This window comes from Mycetocola sp. Y442, from assembly GCF_056898615.1.
In genome coordinates this window covers 819,295-836,791 of the sequence record NZ_JBXHBV010000003.1, presented here as the reverse complement: position 1 = coordinate 836,791, position 17,497 = coordinate 819,295, and the positions used below count along the sequence as shown (strand labels likewise).

The following is a 17,497-nucleotide window of genomic DNA, read 5'->3' as shown; positions in this document are numbered from 1 at the left end:
CTCCGTTTCGCTGTTCGAAACTTCGACGCTTGTTCTAGATATCGAACACGCTGAGGGGGAGTTTGTCAACCGGCCGGGTTTCGCAATTTGCGCCCCTCAGGTTTCACGGGTATTCATAAGGCATGCCCCGACTCACCCCGGCCGTTCTGCGAACCCTCGATATCCTCGAGCTGTTCCTCGAGGATGACGCGCCGCTCACCGCGCCGGATGTCGTGAAGCGGACGGGCCTTCCCCGCACGTCGGTGCACGAGCTTCTCGCGACCCTCGTGGCGCGCGAATACCTGCAGAAAGACGAGGCAACCGGGACATTCCGGCTGGGCGTTCGACTGCTTCAGCTCGGCAACGCCTATTCAGCGCGGTTCGACATGCTGAGCGCCGCCAACGATGTGGCCAGGCAGGTGGCTGCCGAAAGCGGTGAGACCGTCAGCGTTGCACTCCTCGAGGGCGGCGACGTGTTCTACCTGGCCAAGATCGAGAGCCGCGACAACCTCCGGCTGCCGTCGAGCATCGGACAGAGGCTGCCCGCGAACGTGACCGGGCTGGGCAAAGCGCTCCTCGCCTACGCGTCGCCGGCATCCCTCGCCAGCCGGTTCGAAGACCCGGAGAACCTCCCCAGGATGACGGAGCACAGTATCGGCACGTTGTCCGAGCTCGAGGATCAACTGGCACAGGTGCGCCAGACGGGTGTGGCCTTCGAGAATCAGGAGTCGACGCCCAACATTCGCTGTGCCGCCGCTCCCGTGCGCGATGGCACAGGAGCCGTTGTCGCTGCGATCAGCGTCTCGGTTCCGACAACGCGGTGGGAGCAGCATCCCGAAAGTCACTGGGTCAACCTCGTCCGTGCCGGCGCCGCGCAGTTCTCTTCCCGGCTGGGCTTTGCGGCCTGACCTGACCCACGGGCCGACGCCCAGCGAACCACGGGTAAAATCGGCGAGTGGCCATTTCGAAGATCCTCCTCTACTACGTCTTCACTCCCCTGGCCGACCCTGACGCGATCCGCCTCTGGCAGCGGGACCTCTGCGAATCGCTGAACCTGCGTGGCCGCATCCTCATCTCGAAGGACGGCCTCAACGGAACGGTCGGCGGCGAACTCAACGCGGTCAAGAAGTACCTGCGGAAGACGCGCGAGTACCCGGCGTTCAAGAACCTCGACATCAAGTGGTCGGAGGGAACCGGGCTCGACGACACCGGCGCGAGCGTCGACTTCCCGCGCCTCGTCGTGAAGGTGCGCGAGGAGATTGTGTCGTTCGGCGCTCCCGGTGAACTCGAAGTGGATGAGAACGGCGTGGTTGGCGGCGGGACGAAGCTGCAGCCGGCCGAGCTCCATGAACTCGTCGCCGAGCGGGGCGATGACGTCGTCTTCTTCGACGGGCGCAACGCCTTCGAAGCGGAGATCGGTCACTTCAAGAACGCTGTCGTTCCTGATGTATCAAACACCCGCGAATTCGTCGCCGAGCTGGAGAGCGGCAAATACGACCACCTCAAGGACAAACCGGTCGTGACCTACTGCACCGGCGGCATCCGTTGTGAAGTTCTCTCCGGCCTGATGAAGAGCCGTGGCTTCGGTGAGGTCTACCAGCTCGACGGTGGCATCGTTCGCTATGGCGAAACGTTCGGCGATGAAGGGCTCTGGGAGGGCTCGCTCTACGTGTTCGACAACCGGCTGTCGATCGACTTTACGGACTCGGCCGTCGTCGTCGGCGAGTGTGCCGTGTGCGGCACGCCGAGCAAGCGAATGCAGAACTGTGCGGATGCCTCCTGCCGCGTACAGATGGTGCTGTGCGATGAGCACGCTGCCGCTGCCCCGCTCTGCGAGGAGCACGCCGCCGCGAGCGGCGTCAGCGCGTAGGTTCGCCGGGATTTGTGCTCGGGAGGCCGCATCAGGCCGACGCGTTCAGCCGCCGGGTAACGCACAACGCCGCCGTGGCCAGCCCTGTAAAAGGCATGCCACGGCGGCGAATGGCGTGAGCAACCTGACCGAATAATCGGGGCGGCTCAGCGGGTTTCCTAGCCGTCGGTGCGTCCGTCGATCTGCTCATCGAGGATCTCGTCGGCAGCCTCAGGATCGGCATCCGAGTTGTTGTAGTGCTCCTTGAGGACCGGGTTGTCACCCTCGTAGTCCTGCGCACGGATCTCGGGCGAGGAGACAATGTCCTCGCTGTATCCCTGTTCGACGAACTGAGCGTCAACGACCTCGGGGGTCGCGGCCAGGCCGTCGGGAAGGGCGTTCTTCGGCGATTCTGCGTCAGTCATGCGTATCTCCTTCGTGTTGCGTTACATCGACCGTATGCCGGAGCCGTATAACGCAGCAAGGGCCTTGCGAGCACGGCCCGAGTACGACAGGGGTCAGCGCAGCACCGACTCCGGGCGGCCACGGGCCACGGGCCACGGGCCACGCCTAGCCTGAGCGGTGCCAGCTCTCCAGTTGTTCGATGTCCCTGATGCGGCCAAACGCAGTCATCAAGGGAATCGGCGACAGCACCATCAGTCCGCCGGCGACAAAGAGCGTGCCGCGCAGTCCAATGAGCTCCCCGAGCACTCCCCCGACCACAGCGCCGAGAGGGAACAATCCCATGATGAGCACTCGCATCGTCGCATTGACCCGACTCAGCATCGCGTCCGGACAGAGCCGCTGCCTCAGGCTGACGTTCGTCACCGCGTAGATGATCTGTCCCAGTTCTCCCACCGACATCCCGACCACGGCGAACAACACCAGCCACCCCGGCTGAGAAAGCGGCGTCAGAAGCGCGAACGGACCGGTGACCACGAGCGAGAGCCAGATGATACGGACGCTCCCCGCCCGGCGGGAGAGCCGCGGCGTGAACGCTGCGCCGATCATTGCCAGGACCGAGCCCACCGACACGATCACCCCGATGGCAAGCGGCGAGAGCTGGAGTGTCCGGGACGCGAAGATAAATGTCACCGCCGATGCGATGGCGAACGAGAAGTTCCCCGCGGCACTCGCGAGCGCCGTCGCCCTGAGTATGCGGTTGCGTGCGACGAAGACGAGCCCCTCGCGGATTTGCGCGCCGAGCCTGGGGCGGTCACCTCGAACCGGAATCGGCGTCTCCCGGGTGCGGATGGCGAGAAGGCAGACGGCAGAGATCGCGAATGTGACCGCCTGGGTGAGCACGACGTTCGCCGCGCCGATCAGTCCGACAAGCCCACCCCCCAGGCCGGGACCGATCACCTGCCCGGACGCCCGGATGGCCTCCATCGACGAGTTCCCGGCGAGAATGCGGTCTTTGCCGAGCACGACCGGAAGGTAGCTCTGGTAACCGACGTCGAAAAACACCCGGGCAAATCCCGTGAGCACGGAGACGACCACGAGGTGGGTGATGGTCAGGATGCCGGCCAGTGCGGCGAGGGGAATGGTCGCGAGCAGGAGCGCCCGCGCGATGTCGCTCGCCACGAGCACGGGGAGTTTGACCCAGCGATCCAGCCACGCTCCCGCTGGCAGACCGATGAGCGCGAAGGCAAGCGTCGACGACGCGGTGACGAAGCCCAGCTCGATCGGCGAAGCGTCGAGCGTGAGAACCGCGAGCAGAGGGATGGCGACGCCGCTGACCTGGGAGCCCAGCTGACTCGTCGTCTGGCCGATCAGAAGCAACCGGAAGTCCCGGCTCCGGAACAACCGCGCATCCGACATGGGCCCCTATTGTGCTCGCGAGCGGTAAACCTCACAACCGCCGTTCTGCTGTCGCTGGTGCATCCGCCGGCTGGTCCCGCAGCGGGCACTCCGCGGCTCAAGTGACACCTGACGTGGGTGCGGCACCCGAACACCCGCACGAACTGTCACCCGAGCATCCGGGCATCCGGGCGTCGGTCGCCTCCTTCACGGGCACTCCGCGGCTCAAGTGACACCTGACGTGGGTGCGGCACCCGGACACCCACAACAACTGTCACTCGAGCGGCCGGGCGTCCGCGCATCCGACCACCGGCGGGCATTACCGCCGCGCGGCGACCTCGGCGCCGGCGGAGGCAGACATCCGCCACGCCTCGACGGCGGGAACGAGCAGCAGCACGGCCAGCACGGCAAACGCCCACCGATACCCCAGCCCGACAGCACCAGCATCGACGAGTGCAGCGCCGGCGGTCGTCGCGCGCACAACGAGTGCTGCGACCGCGATCCCGAGCCCGACGGCCACCTGCTGCAGCGTTGACGCGAGCGTGTTCGCCCCCGAGGTGAGCGCAGCGGGCACGTCGGCGAACTGCACCGAGTTGTAACCGCTGAACCCGATCGACCGGAACACCCCGCTCGCAAAGAGCAGTGCGGCAATGAGAACGACCGGGGTCGACGGCTGGACAAACGCGCACAGTCCGAAGACGACGGCGCCGCACAGGTTGCTCCCGATGATCACCGTTCGGAACCCGAACCGGCGAATGAGCGGACTCGTCGCCGGCTTGATCACGACGTTGCCCACGAAGACGGCCATCACCAGGAGACCGGCCTGGGAGGCGCTCCAGCCAAACCCCGACTGAAAGAGCAGCACGAAGAGGAACGGCGCGGCGCCGATGAGCAGCCGGTAGAGGTTTCCGCCGACGTTACCGACCCGGAAGGTCGAGATCCGAAGCGCCGACAGGTCGAGCAGCGGGTGCGCCGCCCGCCGAAGCCGCACGAGGGCAGTGATTCCGGCGACGACAGCGAGAACGAGCAGCCCCGCCGCCCAGAGCCACTCGGTCTGGCTCGCCCCGAGCTGCTCCATACCGAGAACGAGCGCGGCAAGCGCCACTCCGACGAGGGCAAACCCGGCCCAGTCCAGCGGATTCCGTGCGGTCGGTTCAATGAGGGGCACGAGCTTCAGCGCCGCCACAAACGCGACAATGCCGATCGGAACATTGATCAGGAAGATCCAGTGCCACCCGACCGTGTCGGACAGAACCCCACCGATGACGGGCGCGAGCACCGGCGCAAGCAGCGCCGGCCAGGTGAGGTACGCCATGGCATCCAGCAGGTCTCGCTTCTCAATACTGCGCAGCACGGCGAGGCGTCCGACCGGCACCATCATCGCGCCGCCGACGGCCTGCAGCACCCGCATGGCCACGAGCATGGGCAGCGTCGTGCTCAGTGCACACAGCACCGACGCGAGAGTAAAAATGACGATCGCGAGCAGGAAGATGCGTCGCGTCCCGAATCGATCGGCCAGCCAGCCGCTCACCGGAATGCCGACGGCGAGGGTCAGCAGGTACGCCGTCATGGCGATGTTGATGTCGACGGCGCGAACACCGAGATCGATGGCCATGGCCGGAGCGGCGGTCTGAATGATTGTGCCGTCGAGGTTTTCCATAAAGTACGTCGCGGCGACGAGAAGGGCGAGGGGCCTGTTGAGCGTCGCCGATCGGGTCATCGTCCCATTCTGCACGACGGGCATCTTCGACCGGTCATCGCAAAACCACCTGAACCGGGCACACTCTAGGCTTGGTCGCATGACAACGACGTTCCGCGCCTGGCTGGTCGAGAAGCACACGGATGCCTCCGGCTCCGCTTCGCAGACAGCATCCGTTTCAGATCTCACCGACGATGACCTGATGCCGGGCGACGTCACCCTCGACGTGTTGTGGTCGAGCATCAACTACAAGGACGGCCTCGCGCTGCGTGGCAGGCCGGGAGTGGTTCGGACCTGGCCGCTCGTTGCCGGGATCGACGCTGTGGGAACGGTGACCGCGAGTGAGACCGACCGGTTCTCGGTGGGCGATGAGGTGCTGCTCAACGGTGCCGGACTCGGCGAGACTCACCACGGCGGTCTCGCAGAACGGGCGAGGGTCGACAGCGCGTCACTGGTTCGCGTTCCCGGTTCTCTCGGGGCCCGACGGGCCGCAGCGATCGGCACAGCGGGGTTCACGGCGATGCTCTCGGTCCTCGCGGTCGAACGGCACGGGGTGACCCCATCGGAAGGGCCGGTGCTCGTCACCGGGGCGGCCGGAGGAGTCGGGTCGATCGCCGTCACCCTGCTGTCACGGCTCGGCTTCGACGTCGTCGCCTCCACGGGGCGGGTCGACAGTAAGGGCGACTTCCTCCGCCGCCTTGGTGCAGCAACGGTGATCGACCGTGCAGAGCTGAGCGAGCCGGGCAAACCGCTGCAGTCGCAGAAGTACGCGGCTGTCGTCGATCCCGTCGGAAGCACCACCCTCGTCAACGCGATCGCGCAACTCAACTACGGCGGTATCGCGGCGGCGAGCGGCATGGCGCAGGGCACTGACCTGCCCGGGACGGTGATGCCGTTCATCCTGCGCGGGGTAACGCTCGCCGGCATCAACTCGGTCGACGCGCCGCTCGCGCTGCGGGAGGAAGCGTGGTCACGACTCGCCACCGACCTCGACACGGAACTTCTCGACGGGCTGACCACCGAGATCCCGCTCACCCAGGCGCAGGCTGCCGCCTCCTCGATCCTCGACGGCCAGCTGTCCGGGCGTACCGTCGTCAACGTGCGGGCTTAGTCGGTTCGAACGGCTTTATCCGCGAGCTCAGCCAGAGTGGGTCGACTGCCTTCGGCGGGGCCGCACGCGTCAGTTGGTTGCGGCCGCTTCGGTGGGCGGTTCGAACGACTCTGGCTGTTCGGTCGCTTCCGACAGCTCAGCTGCCTCAGTCGCCTCAGCCGCTGCTTTCGCGGGGGTCACTGCCGCCGCGGTCTTGCTGCGGCTGGTCGTTTTCCGGGGTGCGGCCGGGGCCTTGCGGGCCGACGCGGCCGGCTTCCTGGCTGCAGCGGCCTTTGCGGGAGTGACGGATGCCTCGGCACCCGACGCGTCGACAGCGGACGCTGCCGTCTCTGCCGGTGAGACGCCCTCACTCCCCGGCGCCGGAGCATCCGTCGCCAGCTTCGCAGCCCGCTTCGGCTTCGGCGTCACCTGCGGCGTCGTCTTGCGAGCCCTCGGCTGCTTCTTGGCCGGCTTCACGTCGACCTGGAGCTTGGCCACGAGCTCGAGCCCGTGCTTCGTCGTGATGATGACGCGTGAGAATTCCTCGTCGGCAATGTCGATCACGACAGAGGGCTTCGTGCCCTTGAGTACGAGAAAGTCCTTACCGCCGTGGAACTTCCACTGCCCGACGGCAAGAGTGAGCGGAATGGCGGCCCCTGGAGCACGGATGCCGCGGACCCAGATCCATGGATCGTCGGTCAGCGTCGCCGAGCGAATGGCCGAGCGCGGGATGACGATGTTGTCTTTGCGTAGCGCGAGCGTCTTCTCAGCCGTCGACAGTGCGATCTCAAGTCGGTCAGGGTGAAGGTGAAGACGAGCCATGTGTCCAGTCTGCCGGTAGGGGTGGCGAATTCGGGTGGTGAAACCTCACAAAGAGGTAACAGCGGCGTTGTTTTGCGGGCGCGGAGCCGCGAGCGCGCCAGATCCATGCTCGCGCTGCAGATACTTCTGCAGCGCGAGCATGGATGTGCAGCGGTCGGCGAACGGATGCTGCCGCGCCGGCGCGGTAACCGGTTAGTTCGGTTTCGCGGCTGCGGCAGCCCGCGCTGCCGCGGGAAGCGCCTCGATGATGCGCCCAAGCACCGCGTCGTCGTGCACGGCTGAGACGAACCACGCCTCGAAAACGCTCGGCGGCAACGACACCCCGCCGTCCAGCATGGCGTGGAAGAACGGCGCGTAGCGCCAGGTCTCCTGCGCCTGAACATCGACGTAGTTGCGCGGTGCGTCGGCGGCAAAGACGAAGCTGAACAGGTTGCCGGCGCGCTGCACAACGTGGGCAACACCCTCCCGTGCGAACGCATCGGAGACAGCGTTCGAGAGGGTGACGGATGCCGCGTCAAGGCGCGCATACACGTCGGGTGTCGCGCGTTCGAGGGTCGCGATTCCCGCGGCGACAGCGACAGGGTTCCCCGACAGCGTGCCGGCCTGGTAGACCGGGCCAGCCGGCGCGAGGTAGTCCATAATCTCGGCACGGCCGCCGAGCGCTGCGAGCGGCATGCCACCGCCGATGACCTTGCCGAAGGTGAAGAGGTCGGGCTGGTACGCGGGACCGTCGGTCACCGAGAGACCCCAGTAGCCGGCGGCGCTCACACGGAACCCGGTCAGGACCTCGTCGAGAATGACAAGGGCGCCGTACTGGTGCGCGAGCTCGACGAGCGCGGCATTGAAGCCGGGAAGCGGTGCGAGAACTCCCATGTTGGCCGCGGCCGATTCTGTGATGACAGCGGCGATCTGGTCGCCGCGCTCCTCGAACACGACCCTGAGCGCGTCGAGGTCGTTGTACGGCAGCACGAGGGTCTGCCCGGCGGTCGCCTCGGTGACGCCGGCCGAGCCCGGGAGCGCGAGCGTTGCGAGGCCGGACCCTGCCTGGGCAAGCAGGCCGTCGGAGTGACCGTGGTAGTGGCCAGCGAACTTCACGAGCAGGTCACGACCGGTGTAGCCGCGGGCAAGCCGGATGGCCGTCATGGTGGCCTCGGTGCCCGTTGACACGAGCCGGAGCTTCTCGATCGGGGCGATTCCGCCAGCGACGACCCGCGACTTCACGAGCTCGGCAAGCTCGGTCTCGGCGGGAGTCGACGCACCGAAGGAGAGTCCGAGCGCCGCGGCATCCTGCACCGCACGCACGACATCAGGCTGGGCGTGACCGAGGATGGCGGGACCCCACGAACCGACGAGGTCCACGTATTCGGTGCCATCGGCATCCGTCACGTATGCCCCTGACGCCTTCACCAGGAACCGCGGTGTTCCACCGACCGACCCGAAGGCGCGAACCGGCGAGTTCACGCCGCCGGGAATGGACGCTTTCGCGCGGGCGAAGAGTTCGTCGTTGTTCACTTGAGCCACCCTGCAGCCTCGGTTGCCCAGTAGGTGAGAACGGCGTCGGCACCGGCACGGCGGATGCTGACGAGCGATTCCTCGATCGCCCGACGGCGGTCGATCCATCCGTTTGCGGCGGCGGCCTCGATCATCGCGTATTCACCGGAGACCTGGTACGCCCAGACCGGGATATCGCTCATCGCGGCGACGTCCGCGAGCACATCGAGGTAGCTCATCGCCGGCTTCACCATCACGACGTCTGCACCCTCAGACATGTCGAGGGTCGCTTCGCGCATACCCTCGCGACGGTTGCCTGGGTCAAGCTGGTAGCTGCGGCGGTCACCGGTAAGCTGCGAGTCCACGGCCTCACGGAACGGTCCGTAGAACGCGGAGGCGTACTTCGCCGAGTAGGCGAGGATCGCGGTCTCGGTGAAACCTTCCTCATCGAGGGCGGCGCGGACGGCGTCAACCTGGCCGTCCATCATTCCGGACAGACCGAGCATGGCCGAACCGGCGTTCGCCTGCGACAGTGCCATGTCGACGTACCGCTCGAGGGTCGCGTCGTTGTCGACCGCACCGCGGGAGTCGAGCACGCCGCAGTGGCCGTGGTCGGTGAATTCGTCGAGGCAGAGGTCGGTCTGCACGACAAGCGCGTCACCCACCTCAGCGACGAGCGCCTCGGTCGCGACATTGAGGATGCCGTCGGGAGCGGATGCCTGTGAGCCCGTCGCGTCGCGCCTGAGCGGAACTCCGAAGAGCATGACCCCGCCGACGCCAGCCTCGGCGGCCTCGGTTGCGGCCCGCTTCAGCGAGTCGAGAGTGTGGTGCATGACGCCGGGCATCGAGCCGATGGGCGTTGGCGCTGTCGCGCCCTCACGGACGAACAGCGGAAGAATCAGTTCGGCTGGATGCACCCGCGTCTCGGAGACGAGGCGGCGCATTGCCGGGGATGAACGAAGTCTGCGGGGGCGGATTACGGGAGCATTCACACAGTTCAGCCTACGCTTTCGAGGCTGGGACCTCGCCGGGTGCAGGCGCGCTCCCGCCAGAGAAATGCGCTGCTAGTAGTCGGTGTCCTGCGGCTGCGCTGCCTCGACCGTGGCGACAATCGAGTCGAGGAGAGCGGACACCGTCTGGTGCCCGGAGACGATGTCGACGGTCAGGCCGTAGCTCGTGGCATCCTTCGCCGTTCGCGGGCCGATCGCGGCGACGAGCGTTGCATCGGGCAGCTCGCCGAACTGCTGAACGACCTGCTCGGCCACCGAACCACTCGTGACGAGGATCGCGTTGATGCGGCCGGACCTGACGTCGGCGATCACGTTCTCGGCGACCGGTTCACCGATGGTGCGGTACGCGACGACGGATTGCACGTCGTGCCCGGCGGCGGCGAGCCCCTCGCTGAGCAGCGGTTTCGCGATCTCCGATCGAAGGGTGAGGAAGCGCTTGGGTTTCGGTTCGAGCTGCATGAGCTCGGTGACCATTCCGCGCGCGGAGTTGTCCCTGGCCGGAACGAGGTCGACGCGATACCCGACGGCCTGAAGCGCCGCAGCGGTTGTCTCACCGACAGCGGCGACGCGGGTGCGCTCGGGGATCTTCACGCCCTGCGAGTACATCACGTCAACTGTCGTCGCGCTCGTCACGGTGAGCCAGTCAAATTCGCCGTTCGCGAGAGCCGCGAGCGCCCGTGTGAGGTTCTCAGGATCCTCGGTCGGGGCGAAATTGATCATCGGTGCGACAACCGGCGTCGCACCACGGGCGCGCAGGTCGGCTGCAACACTGTCACCCCACGGGCCTCCGCGCGGGACGAGAATGCGCCACCCTTTCAGGGGCTTGGGTGTCTGTACTGCAGGCTTCATCGCGTCCTCAGTCTTGCGTCAGGGGGGCAAGTTGAGCTGCTCCCCCTGCCAGCAACTCGTCGGCAAGAGTGCTGCCGACGAACTCGGCAGTCTCTATGATCCTCGATTGGGCGGGACCGGAGAAATCGTCCGCGTCGCCAGCCGCGGGGTGACTGGCGTCGAGGTTTCCCGAACCGGTCAGAACAAGCTGGCCAGAACCGTCGGGTGCATAGACGGCACCGAGCAGGGTGATGGCGCTCTCGCTCACCGTCGCGTGCGCACCGATCGGTGCCGCACAACCGGCTTCGAGCCGGAACAGGATGCTGCGCTCGGCGACGGCCGCAGCCTGGGCCGACGTGTCGTGAATGGCCTCGAGCGCCCGGAGAAGGTCGTCGTCGTGTTCTTCGTCGCGAACTTCGATCGCAAGCGCGCCCTGCGCAGGGGCCGTCGGCCACGACTCGAGATCGAAGTACTCGGTCACCTTCTCGGTCCTGCCAAGTCGGCCGAGGCCGGCCGCGGCGAGAACCACGGCGTCGAGCTCGCCGGAGGCGACGAAACCGAGTCGTGTGTCGACGTTGCCCCGGATATCGATGATCGCGAGGTCTGGACGGCGGGCGGCGAGCTGCGCGGCACGTCGCGGCGAACCGGTTCCGACCCGAGCACCCTCCGGCAGGGTGTCGAGGGTGAGTCCGTCACGGGCACACAGGGTGTCCCTGGCATCGGCGCGGGGCGGTACGGCACCGATCCTGAGCCCGTCGTACTTCTGGGTGGGCAGGTCCTTCATCGAGTGCACGACCAGGTCGCACTTACCCGCGAGCAGGAACTCGCGCAGCGCAGACGCAAATACGCCGGTGCCGCCGAGGCTCGAGAGAGACTCCCGTGACACGTCGCCGTGCGTCGTCACGGGCACGAGCTCGGTCGCGACTCCCGTGCGCTCGGTGATTTCCCGCGCGATGTCTCCCGCCTGCGCAAGCGCGAGAGCGCTTCCGCGCGTCCCAATGCGAAGTGTCACGGCTTGAGGCCCGCAACCGCCGGCTTGAAACCGAGCCTCGCATTTTCGCAGCAACCGGGACGACACACGTCGTACCAGGGGCCAAGGTCGGTCATCGCCGGCCGCTCGGCAACCGGCACGCCGTCGCGGCGCTCGAGCACGAGGTCAACGAGGCCGGTGACGTACGCCTTGTGGGTGCCAGGGGTCGGAACCCGCACCGAGTACAGCCCCGCTTCCTGCGCGGATTCCGCGGCCTCGTTGTCGAGGTCCCAGAGGACCTCCATGTGGTCGCTGACGAAACCGAGTGGAACGATGATCACCGCGCGGATGCCCTTCGCCGGCAGTTCAGCGATGGTGTCGTTGATGTCGGGCTCGAGCCACGGCATGCTCGGCGGGCCGGACCGGGACTGGTACACCAGCTGCCAGGCGAGTTCGGCCTCGAGGCCGAGTTCCCGCTTAACCGATTCGATAACCACCTCGGCGACCGCGTTGTGCTGGGCCGCATAGGCGCCGCCCTCGCCGAAGCCGCGTTCGGCAGGACCGGACCTGGCGGCATCCGTCGAAGGAATTGAGTGCGTGGAGAAGAGGATCTCAACCTCTGTGGCGAGGTCGATGCCAGGGTTGTCGTTCTGGATCTGCAGGAGACCGTCGCGCACTCCGTCGATGAACGGCGTAACAAATCCGGGGTGGTCGAAGAACTGGCGCACCTTGTCGATGGCGATGTGCCCGAACAGGCTGGTCTCGTCGAGCGCGATGGCGAAGTCCTCGCGGTACTGCCTGCAGCTCGAGTACGAGGAGTACGCGCTTGTCGCGATAGCGATGAGCTTGGTATAGCCGCGGTCGTTCGCCTCAACCAGCGCGTCGCGCAGGTACGGGTCCCAGTTGCGGTTGCCCCAGAGGACGGGAAGGTCGATGCCACGGGATGCCAGCTCGGCCTCGAGTGCTGCCTTCAGCTGTCGGTTCTGGTCATTGATCGGGCTGACGCCGCCGAAGTGACGGTAGTGGTGCGCGACCTCCTCGAGTCGCTCCTCGGGAATGCCCCTGCCACGGGTGACATTACGCAGGAACGGGATGACGTCGTCCTGTCCCTCAGGGCCGCCGAAACCGGCGAGCAGAATCGCGTCATACGCGACGGGCTCGGTGATGTGCGGCTCGCCGGATGCTGCAGCCGGCGTTGCGCCGAGAACGAGATCGGTCACTGGATTACCTCGGGGATTTCTGCCGTCGAGATGCGACGGCCTGTGTAGAACGGAACTTCCTCGCGGACGTGGCGACGGGCATCAGTGGCACGAAGGTCACGCATGAGGTCGACGAGTTCGGTGAGGTCGTCCGATTCGATCGGAAGAATCCACTCGTAGTCGCCGAGGGCAAATGCGGACACCGTGTTTGCGATGGCTCCGCGGAACGCCGCGCCCTTGCGTCCGTGGTCGGCGAGCATTTTGCTGCGCTCGGCGTCCGGCAGCAGGTACCACTCGAAGCTGCGCACGAATGGGTAGACCGTGAGCCAGTTCTTCGCCTCGATGCCACGGAGGAAGCCGGGCACGTGGCGCTTGTTGAACTCAGCCTCACGGTGGACGCCCATCGCGTTCCACGTCGGAAGAAGGCCGCGGAGGATGCTGGTGCGGCGCAGTTCTCGCAGCGCCCGCTGGAGCGCATCGGCCGTGTCACCGTGCAGCCAGATCATGATGTCAGCGTCGGCCTTGAGGCCGGAGACGTCATAGAAGCCGCGGACGGTCACGCCGTCGCTCTCGACCCGCTTCACAGCGGAGTCCAACTCGAAGACAGCGTGGTCGCTGAGTGCGATCGGCGCCTGGGGTCGACGCAGAACCGCCCAGAGCGCAAATCCTGTCGGGTTCTCTTCGGGTTCGGAAATGTTGTGGGGCAGGGATGCCTCGGCAGAGGCCGGGTGAGTCATACCTAACATCATCACCCCTTAATCTCTCCGCGCCAAATGAGCGTGAGTTCCGCTGTGCATTGGCTCAACGCTCTTCCCTCCGCGACCGATTCCGGCGCAGCAGGGGATATACGTGATCGAATCCGCTAGCGGTTCGCGATGCCGCGGACGATGGCCCATGCGGCAAGGCCCGCCACGGATGCCACTGCAGCGATTCCGGCATAGATCGCCGTGGGGTTCTCGCGCTGAAGCGTCGCGACCTGCTTCTTCCCCTGCACAACGAGGCGATTGAACTTGCGGGGAACATTGAGCTTGTCTTCGATCGCGTTGAGAGTCGCTACGAGCTCAGCCCGTGCTGCTGCCGGCGATCCTGGGTTCGCTCCTGGGTTAGTAACGGTCATATTCGCCCTCCCCCTTTACCGCACGGATGTCTTTCTTGACGCTCTCGACCGGGTTCGGGTCATCGCCGAGCTTCTTGAAGTACTTGAGCCCGATCAACGCCAGAATCACGGCGATCAGCACGAACACGACAAACACGATGAGCGCACTCAGCCATGCCGGAAGAACCAGCGCGAGCGCCAGAATGGCAACGGCGACAGCTGTGCCGATGGCGAAGAACAGGAAGATCAGCGCGAGCACCATGAAAATGGCGCCCTTACCCGCATAGCTTCCGAGGTGCTTGGCCTTGGTCTTGACCTGCTCGATCTCCGCCTGGATCAGGTTAGTGATCAGGTTGGGGAGGTCAGCGAGCAACTCAAAGAGCGATTCGCGGCTCTTATCGCTGAGATTTCGGTCCGTCATGGTCAGACGCTCCAGGTGCTACTTCGAGGGTGTTCCGGTTGACGGGTTCGACGGCTCGTCGTGCGGGAGGACCCGCTCAGCGACATCGTCGACAGCGTCCTTGGTCTTCGCGATCGTGCGGTCGAGCTTCTGGCCGGGGGTGCCTTCACCGCCGACAGCGGTGGATACCTTCTTGACTCCGGCGAACACTGCTCCGGGGACCTCGCTCAGGCGTGCCTTCGCGAAACCCTGCACAACCTCGACCTTGTCCTGAACCACGTCGGTGTTCCAGACCTTCAGCCAGTTCTTCTTGATCTGGTTGTACCGCTCGCGGCCCGCACGGGATCCGAGCACGTATCCAGTGGCAATTCCTGCCACAAAAACCAGCTTGCCCCTCATGGGTAACTCCGTTCGATCGGCCGTCAGTGGCTCAAGCGTAGTACCTATGACGGGTTCTCGTCCGGGCTGGTGTCGTTTATGCCTGTTCTGGTATGCGGATCGACCACAACACCGTCCGCGAGATAGCTTGCGGCGACGAGGTGACGAATCCGCGCTGAGGCCGCAAGCGCATCCGGGATTACGGAGGCAAGCCCCGTTCCCGAGAGCCAGCCGCCCGTCACATCGAGATCCCCGATCGCCACGGCGGCGTCGCGGATCCGTTCGGCGCGTTCCCGCTGTCCGATTGCCGCTCCTGGAAGGGTCCCGACCCACGCGGTTCGGGTGAATCCGACCACCTGCGAGGCGTCGAGGGGCACGCCGAGAATCTCGGACGCGTCAGCGACGGCGAGTGCGAGAAGCTCATCGTCATCGAGCCCCAGCGTCGGGTTGGCCTGGCCAAGCCTTCCGTAGGAAAGCCGGACGACGTGACGGTGCGGATGCTCACGACTTGCCTCGTCGGCGAGCCACTGCCACTTGGCCGTCGAGTGCGTCAAAGCCTTGGCCGTGATCGGACGTCCGGCTGGCTTCGAGCCTTCTTCTCGGTCGGCAATGAGCACGCCGGTACCACGGGGCTTGACGTCGAGGGATGCGGCATCGACAACGAGCGTCGCGAGTTCGACGGTCGGTGTCTGGATCGGCTTCTCTGCGGCGAGTTCCGCCGAGAGCGGTGCGAGCAGCCGGAGCGCTTCGGCTTCCGGTGTTGCGACGATGACGTAGTCGGCCTCGATGGTGGTCTCGTCATCGAGGATGGCTCGCCAGGTTGCCGGCTGCGCGCTGGCCGCTGCCTCGGCGCCGTCGACCGACGCGTCCGGTCGCTGCAGCTCGGTGACTGTCCTGCCGAGGAGCACCGTCGCCTCGCGGCGCGTGAGGTCGGCGAGCATCGCCTCAACCAGCGTGTACATGCCGCCGGCGAGGCCTTCGACGTTTGATCCGGCCGGGGCCGCGGCCCTGAGCAGTGCGACAGCGCCCGAGAGCGAGCCGGCCGTGGTCAGCGCCTTATTGAGGCCGGGCGCGGCACGCGTCACGTCGAGGTCAGCCGGATCTGCCGAGTACACGCCCCGGGTCACCGGAGCGACGAGTGAGTCGAGAACGGCCTTACCCATGCGCCGCTCGACCAGGTCGCCGAGGTTGTGCTCGCGGCCGATCGTGAGCACAGGGCGGATCCGGTCGAGGTAGGCGCGGATCGCTCCGCTCCACCCGATCACCCGGCGCACGTCATCCGCGAGCGGGTTCGATGGGATGCCGAGAAGGCCGGCCTTCGGGAGCGGCGCACTGACGCCGTTCGGCAGCCGCACCCAGGCACCGGCCGAAGCCGGGGTGACAACCGCGTCAGCGAGGCCGAGCTCGTCGACGAGCTTCCGCACCGTGCCTTGCCGTGTTGCGTAGCTCTCCGCGCCTGTGTCGACACGGATGCCGGCGACGGTTTCGGTCGCGACGGAACCACCGGCCCGTTCGGCGGCCTCAACGAGCGTGACCCGGATGCCTACGCGAGCGCAGTCGAGCGCCGCGACGAGCCCGGCGATGCCACCGCCGATGACGAGAACGTGGCGCGGCTCGATCACTGTGCGTGCACGAATTCGACGAGCCGGGTGAGCACGGCGGGGTCGGTCTCCGGCGGCACGCCGTGACCGAGGTTCAGGACGTGGGATGGCGCCGTCTTGCCGCGATCGAGGACGTCGAGCACGTGCGCCTCGAGCACCGGCCACGGTGCCGCGAGGAGCGCAGGGTCGATGTTGCCCTGAACGGGAACGAGTCCGCCGAGCCGGCGCGACGCCTCATCGAGCGGGACGCGGTAGTCAACGCCGACCACGTCAGCGCCGATGTCGTGCATGGCCTTGAGCAGTTCGCCGGTCCCAACACCGAAGTGGACGATCGGCACCGTGCGAACGTCGCGGGAATCCGCCTCGCCGGCAACCGTATAGCTGAGGTCGCGCACGTGTTCGAGAGCGCGAGCGGATGCCGGCGCAACGTAGCGCACGTAATCATCGAGCGAGAGCGCACCGGCCCACGAATCGAACAGTTGCGCTGCCGACGCGCCCGCGAGCACCTGGGCACGGAGGAAACGGCCGGTAACCTCGGCAACCCACTCCATCAGGCGTGCCCATGCTTCGGGTTCCGCGTGCATCAGTGTGCGGGCGTGGATATGGTCCTTCGATGGGCCACCCTCGACGAGGTAGGCCGCGAGCGTGAACGGTGCTCCTGCGAAGCCGATCAGCGGGGTTTCTCCGAGCTGGGCGACGGTGAGCGCAACTGCATCACGGACCGGCGCGAGTGTCTCGTCGAGCACAGACGGATCGTGCGCGATGAGTTCGTCGACATCGGCGGCGGTGCGGACGGCCTTGCCGAGCACAGGTCCCTTGCCGGGAACGATGTCGACCTCGACACCGACCTGCTTGAGCGGGACGACGATGTCGCTGAAGAAGATGCCGGCGTCGACACCGTGGCGGCGCACGGGCTGCAGGGTGATCTCGCTCGCGAGTTCGGGGTTGAGGCACGCGTCGAGCATTGCGGTCCCGACGCGCAGGTCGCGGTACTCGGGCAGCGACCGGCCGGCCTGCCGCATGAACCAGACGGGTGTGGTCTCGGGGCGCTCACCCCGGTAGGCGGTGATCAACCGTGACGAGGGGGTCAGTCCTGCTTCAAGCGGGTGGTTCTGAGAAAGCTGCACCAGACAATCCTCTCAAATGAAGCGCTCGTTCGAGACTTTTGCACAAATGCTCACGGCCGCACCACTACCCTCGACACGGAGCAGCTCCAGCACAGCTCCAGCAGACGAGACAGAGAGACGGGTACCGCGGGGTGGAGACAGTCGAGGAACGCAGGACT

Annotated in this window: 18 protein-coding genes; 3 read left to right on the top strand and 15 right to left on the bottom strand. The window is 66.3% G+C overall.

Annotation, left to right across the window (positions count from 1 at the left end; all coding sequences use genetic code 11):
• Positions 1-122: 122 nt before the first annotated feature.
• Both AC1X6S_RS15525 and trhO read left to right on the top strand, forming a co-directional pair.
• On the top strand, positions 123-887 hold the full coding sequence (locus AC1X6S_RS15525) for an IclR family transcriptional regulator (RefSeq protein ID WP_483406646.1): 765 nt from the start codon (positions 123-125) through the stop codon (positions 885-887).
• Between the two features lie 47 nt (positions 888-934).
• The gene (trhO, locus tag AC1X6S_RS15520) at positions 935-1,849 is read left to right on the top strand and encodes an oxygen-dependent tRNA uridine(34) hydroxylase TrhO (RefSeq protein ID WP_483406645.1); all 915 of its coding nucleotides are present in this window, start codon (positions 935-937) and stop codon (positions 1,847-1,849) included.
• 158 nt (positions 1,850-2,007) lie between these two features.
• Here the strand turns inward: trhO and AC1X6S_RS15515 are convergent, their stop codons facing one another.
• The 3 genes from AC1X6S_RS15515 to AC1X6S_RS15505 form a co-directional block, all read right to left on the bottom strand.
• Positions 2,008-2,253 (bottom strand): hypothetical protein, encoded by a 246-nt coding sequence (locus tag AC1X6S_RS15515; protein ID WP_108389876.1) that lies wholly within the window; start codon positions 2,251-2,253, stop codon positions 2,008-2,010.
• 145 nt (positions 2,254-2,398) lie between these two features.
• Positions 2,399-3,649 (bottom strand): MFS transporter, encoded by a 1,251-nt coding sequence (locus tag AC1X6S_RS15510; RefSeq protein ID WP_483406644.1) that lies wholly within the window; start codon positions 3,647-3,649, stop codon positions 2,399-2,401.
• 298 nt (positions 3,650-3,947) lie between these two features.
• A complete protein-coding gene (locus AC1X6S_RS15505; RefSeq protein WP_483406643.1) occupies positions 3,948-5,348 on the bottom strand; it encodes an MFS transporter in 1,401 nt (466 codons plus the stop codon).
• A gap of 79 nt (positions 5,349-5,427) precedes the next feature.
• Between AC1X6S_RS15505 and AC1X6S_RS15500 the strand changes: the two genes are divergently transcribed.
• The gene (locus AC1X6S_RS15500) at positions 5,428-6,438 is read left to right on the top strand and encodes an MDR family oxidoreductase (protein ID WP_483406642.1); all 1,011 of its coding nucleotides are present in this window, start codon (positions 5,428-5,430) and stop codon (positions 6,436-6,438) included.
• Between the two features lie 69 nt (positions 6,439-6,507).
• On the opposite strand, the gene AC1X6S_RS15495 is transcribed toward AC1X6S_RS15500, so the two are convergent.
• From AC1X6S_RS15495 to hemE, 12 genes are all read right to left on the bottom strand, one after another.
• Positions 6,508-7,239, bottom strand: a complete 732-nt coding sequence (locus tag AC1X6S_RS15495; RefSeq protein WP_483406641.1) for a hypothetical protein — start codon at positions 7,237-7,239, stop codon at positions 6,508-6,510.
• A 192-nt stretch (positions 7,240-7,431) separates the two neighbouring features.
• Entirely contained in the window at positions 7,432-8,751 is a 1,320-nt protein-coding gene (gene hemL / locus AC1X6S_RS15490) for a glutamate-1-semialdehyde 2,1-aminomutase (protein WP_483406640.1), read from the bottom strand.
• The gene (gene hemB / locus AC1X6S_RS15485; RefSeq protein WP_483406721.1) at positions 8,748-9,674 is read right to left on the bottom strand and encodes a porphobilinogen synthase; all 927 of its coding nucleotides are present in this window, start codon (positions 9,672-9,674) and stop codon (positions 8,748-8,750) included. Before hemB ends, hemL begins: the two co-directional genes overlap by 4 nt.
• Positions 9,675-9,794: 120 nt before the next feature.
• On the bottom strand, positions 9,795-10,589 hold the full coding sequence (locus AC1X6S_RS15480; protein ID WP_483406639.1) for a uroporphyrinogen-III synthase: 795 nt from the start codon (positions 10,587-10,589) through the stop codon (positions 9,795-9,797).
• 7 nt (positions 10,590-10,596) lie between these two features.
• Positions 10,597-11,580 (bottom strand): hydroxymethylbilane synthase, encoded by a 984-nt coding sequence (gene hemC, locus AC1X6S_RS15475; protein WP_483406638.1) that lies wholly within the window; start codon positions 11,578-11,580, stop codon positions 10,597-10,599.
• Positions 11,577-12,758, bottom strand: a complete 1,182-nt coding sequence (locus tag AC1X6S_RS15470) for a ferrochelatase (RefSeq protein WP_483406637.1) — start codon at positions 12,756-12,758, stop codon at positions 11,577-11,579. The genes hemC and AC1X6S_RS15470 overlap by 4 nt, the downstream gene beginning before the upstream one ends.
• A complete protein-coding gene (gene hemQ, locus AC1X6S_RS15465) occupies positions 12,755-13,474 on the bottom strand; it encodes a hydrogen peroxide-dependent heme synthase (RefSeq protein WP_483406636.1) in 720 nt (239 codons plus the stop codon). The genes AC1X6S_RS15470 and hemQ overlap by 4 nt, the downstream gene beginning before the upstream one ends.
• A 125-nt stretch (positions 13,475-13,599) precedes the next feature.
• The gene (locus AC1X6S_RS15460; protein ID WP_483406635.1) at positions 13,600-13,854 is read right to left on the bottom strand and encodes a hypothetical protein; all 255 of its coding nucleotides are present in this window, start codon (positions 13,852-13,854) and stop codon (positions 13,600-13,602) included.
• Positions 13,841-14,254, bottom strand: coding sequence for a phage holin family protein (locus AC1X6S_RS15455; RefSeq protein ID WP_108389865.1), 414 nt, complete (start codon positions 14,252-14,254; stop codon positions 13,841-13,843). Before AC1X6S_RS15455 ends, AC1X6S_RS15460 begins: the two co-directional genes overlap by 14 nt.
• 18 nt (positions 14,255-14,272) lie before the next feature.
• Positions 14,273-14,632 (bottom strand): hypothetical protein, encoded by a 360-nt coding sequence (locus AC1X6S_RS15450; protein ID WP_108389864.1) that lies wholly within the window; start codon positions 14,630-14,632, stop codon positions 14,273-14,275.
• A gap of 44 nt (positions 14,633-14,676) precedes the next feature.
• Positions 14,677-16,233, bottom strand: coding sequence for a protoporphyrinogen oxidase (hemG, locus tag AC1X6S_RS15445; RefSeq protein WP_483406634.1), 1,557 nt, complete (start codon positions 16,231-16,233; stop codon positions 14,677-14,679).
• Positions 16,230-17,339 carry a uroporphyrinogen decarboxylase gene (gene hemE / locus AC1X6S_RS15440; RefSeq protein WP_483406633.1) on the bottom strand — a complete coding sequence of 370 codons (1,110 nt, stop codon included), beginning with the start codon at positions 17,337-17,339 and terminating at the stop codon, positions 16,230-16,232. Before hemE ends, hemG begins: the two co-directional genes overlap by 4 nt.
• Positions 17,340-17,497 lie beyond the last annotated feature (158 nt).

Excerpts from the sequence above, each read along its gene's own strand:
- AC1X6S_RS15515 (WP_108389876.1), bottom strand. The coding sequence starts at position 2,253 with ATGACTGACGCAGAATCGCCGAAGAACGCCCTTCCCGACGGCCTGGCC.
- AC1X6S_RS15495 (WP_483406641.1), bottom strand. The coding sequence starts at position 7,239 with ATGGCTCGTCTTCACCTTCACCCTGACCGACTTGAGATCGCACTGTCG.
- AC1X6S_RS15525 (WP_483406646.1), top strand. The coding sequence starts at position 123 with ATGCCCCGACTCACCCCGGCCGTTCTGCGAACCCTCGATATCCTCGAG.
- hemB (WP_483406721.1), bottom strand. The coding sequence starts at position 9,674 with ATGCGCCGCCTCGTCTCCGAGACGCGGGTGCATCCAGCCGAACTGATT.
- AC1X6S_RS15505 (WP_483406643.1), bottom strand. The coding sequence starts at position 5,348 with ATGACCCGATCGGCGACGCTCAACAGGCCCCTCGCCCTTCTCGTCGCC.
- hemQ (WP_483406636.1), bottom strand. The coding sequence starts at position 13,474 with ATGACTCACCCGGCCTCTGCCGAGGCATCCCTGCCCCACAACATTTCC.
- AC1X6S_RS15510 (WP_483406644.1), bottom strand. The coding sequence starts at position 3,649 with ATGTCGGATGCGCGGTTGTTCCGGAGCCGGGACTTCCGGTTGCTTCTG.
- AC1X6S_RS15480 (WP_483406639.1), bottom strand. The coding sequence starts at position 10,589 with ATGAAGCCTGCAGTACAGACACCCAAGCCCCTGAAAGGGTGGCGCATT.
- AC1X6S_RS15455 (WP_108389865.1), bottom strand. The coding sequence starts at position 14,254 with ATGACGGACCGAAATCTCAGCGATAAGAGCCGCGAATCGCTCTTTGAG.
- AC1X6S_RS15450 (WP_108389864.1), bottom strand. The coding sequence starts at position 14,632 with ATGAGGGGCAAGCTGGTTTTTGTGGCAGGAATTGCCACTGGATACGTG.
- AC1X6S_RS15500 (WP_483406642.1), top strand. The coding sequence starts at position 5,428 with ATGACAACGACGTTCCGCGCCTGGCTGGTCGAGAAGCACACGGATGCC.
- AC1X6S_RS15460 (WP_483406635.1), bottom strand. The coding sequence starts at position 13,854 with ATGACCGTTACTAACCCAGGAGCGAACCCAGGATCGCCGGCAGCAGCA.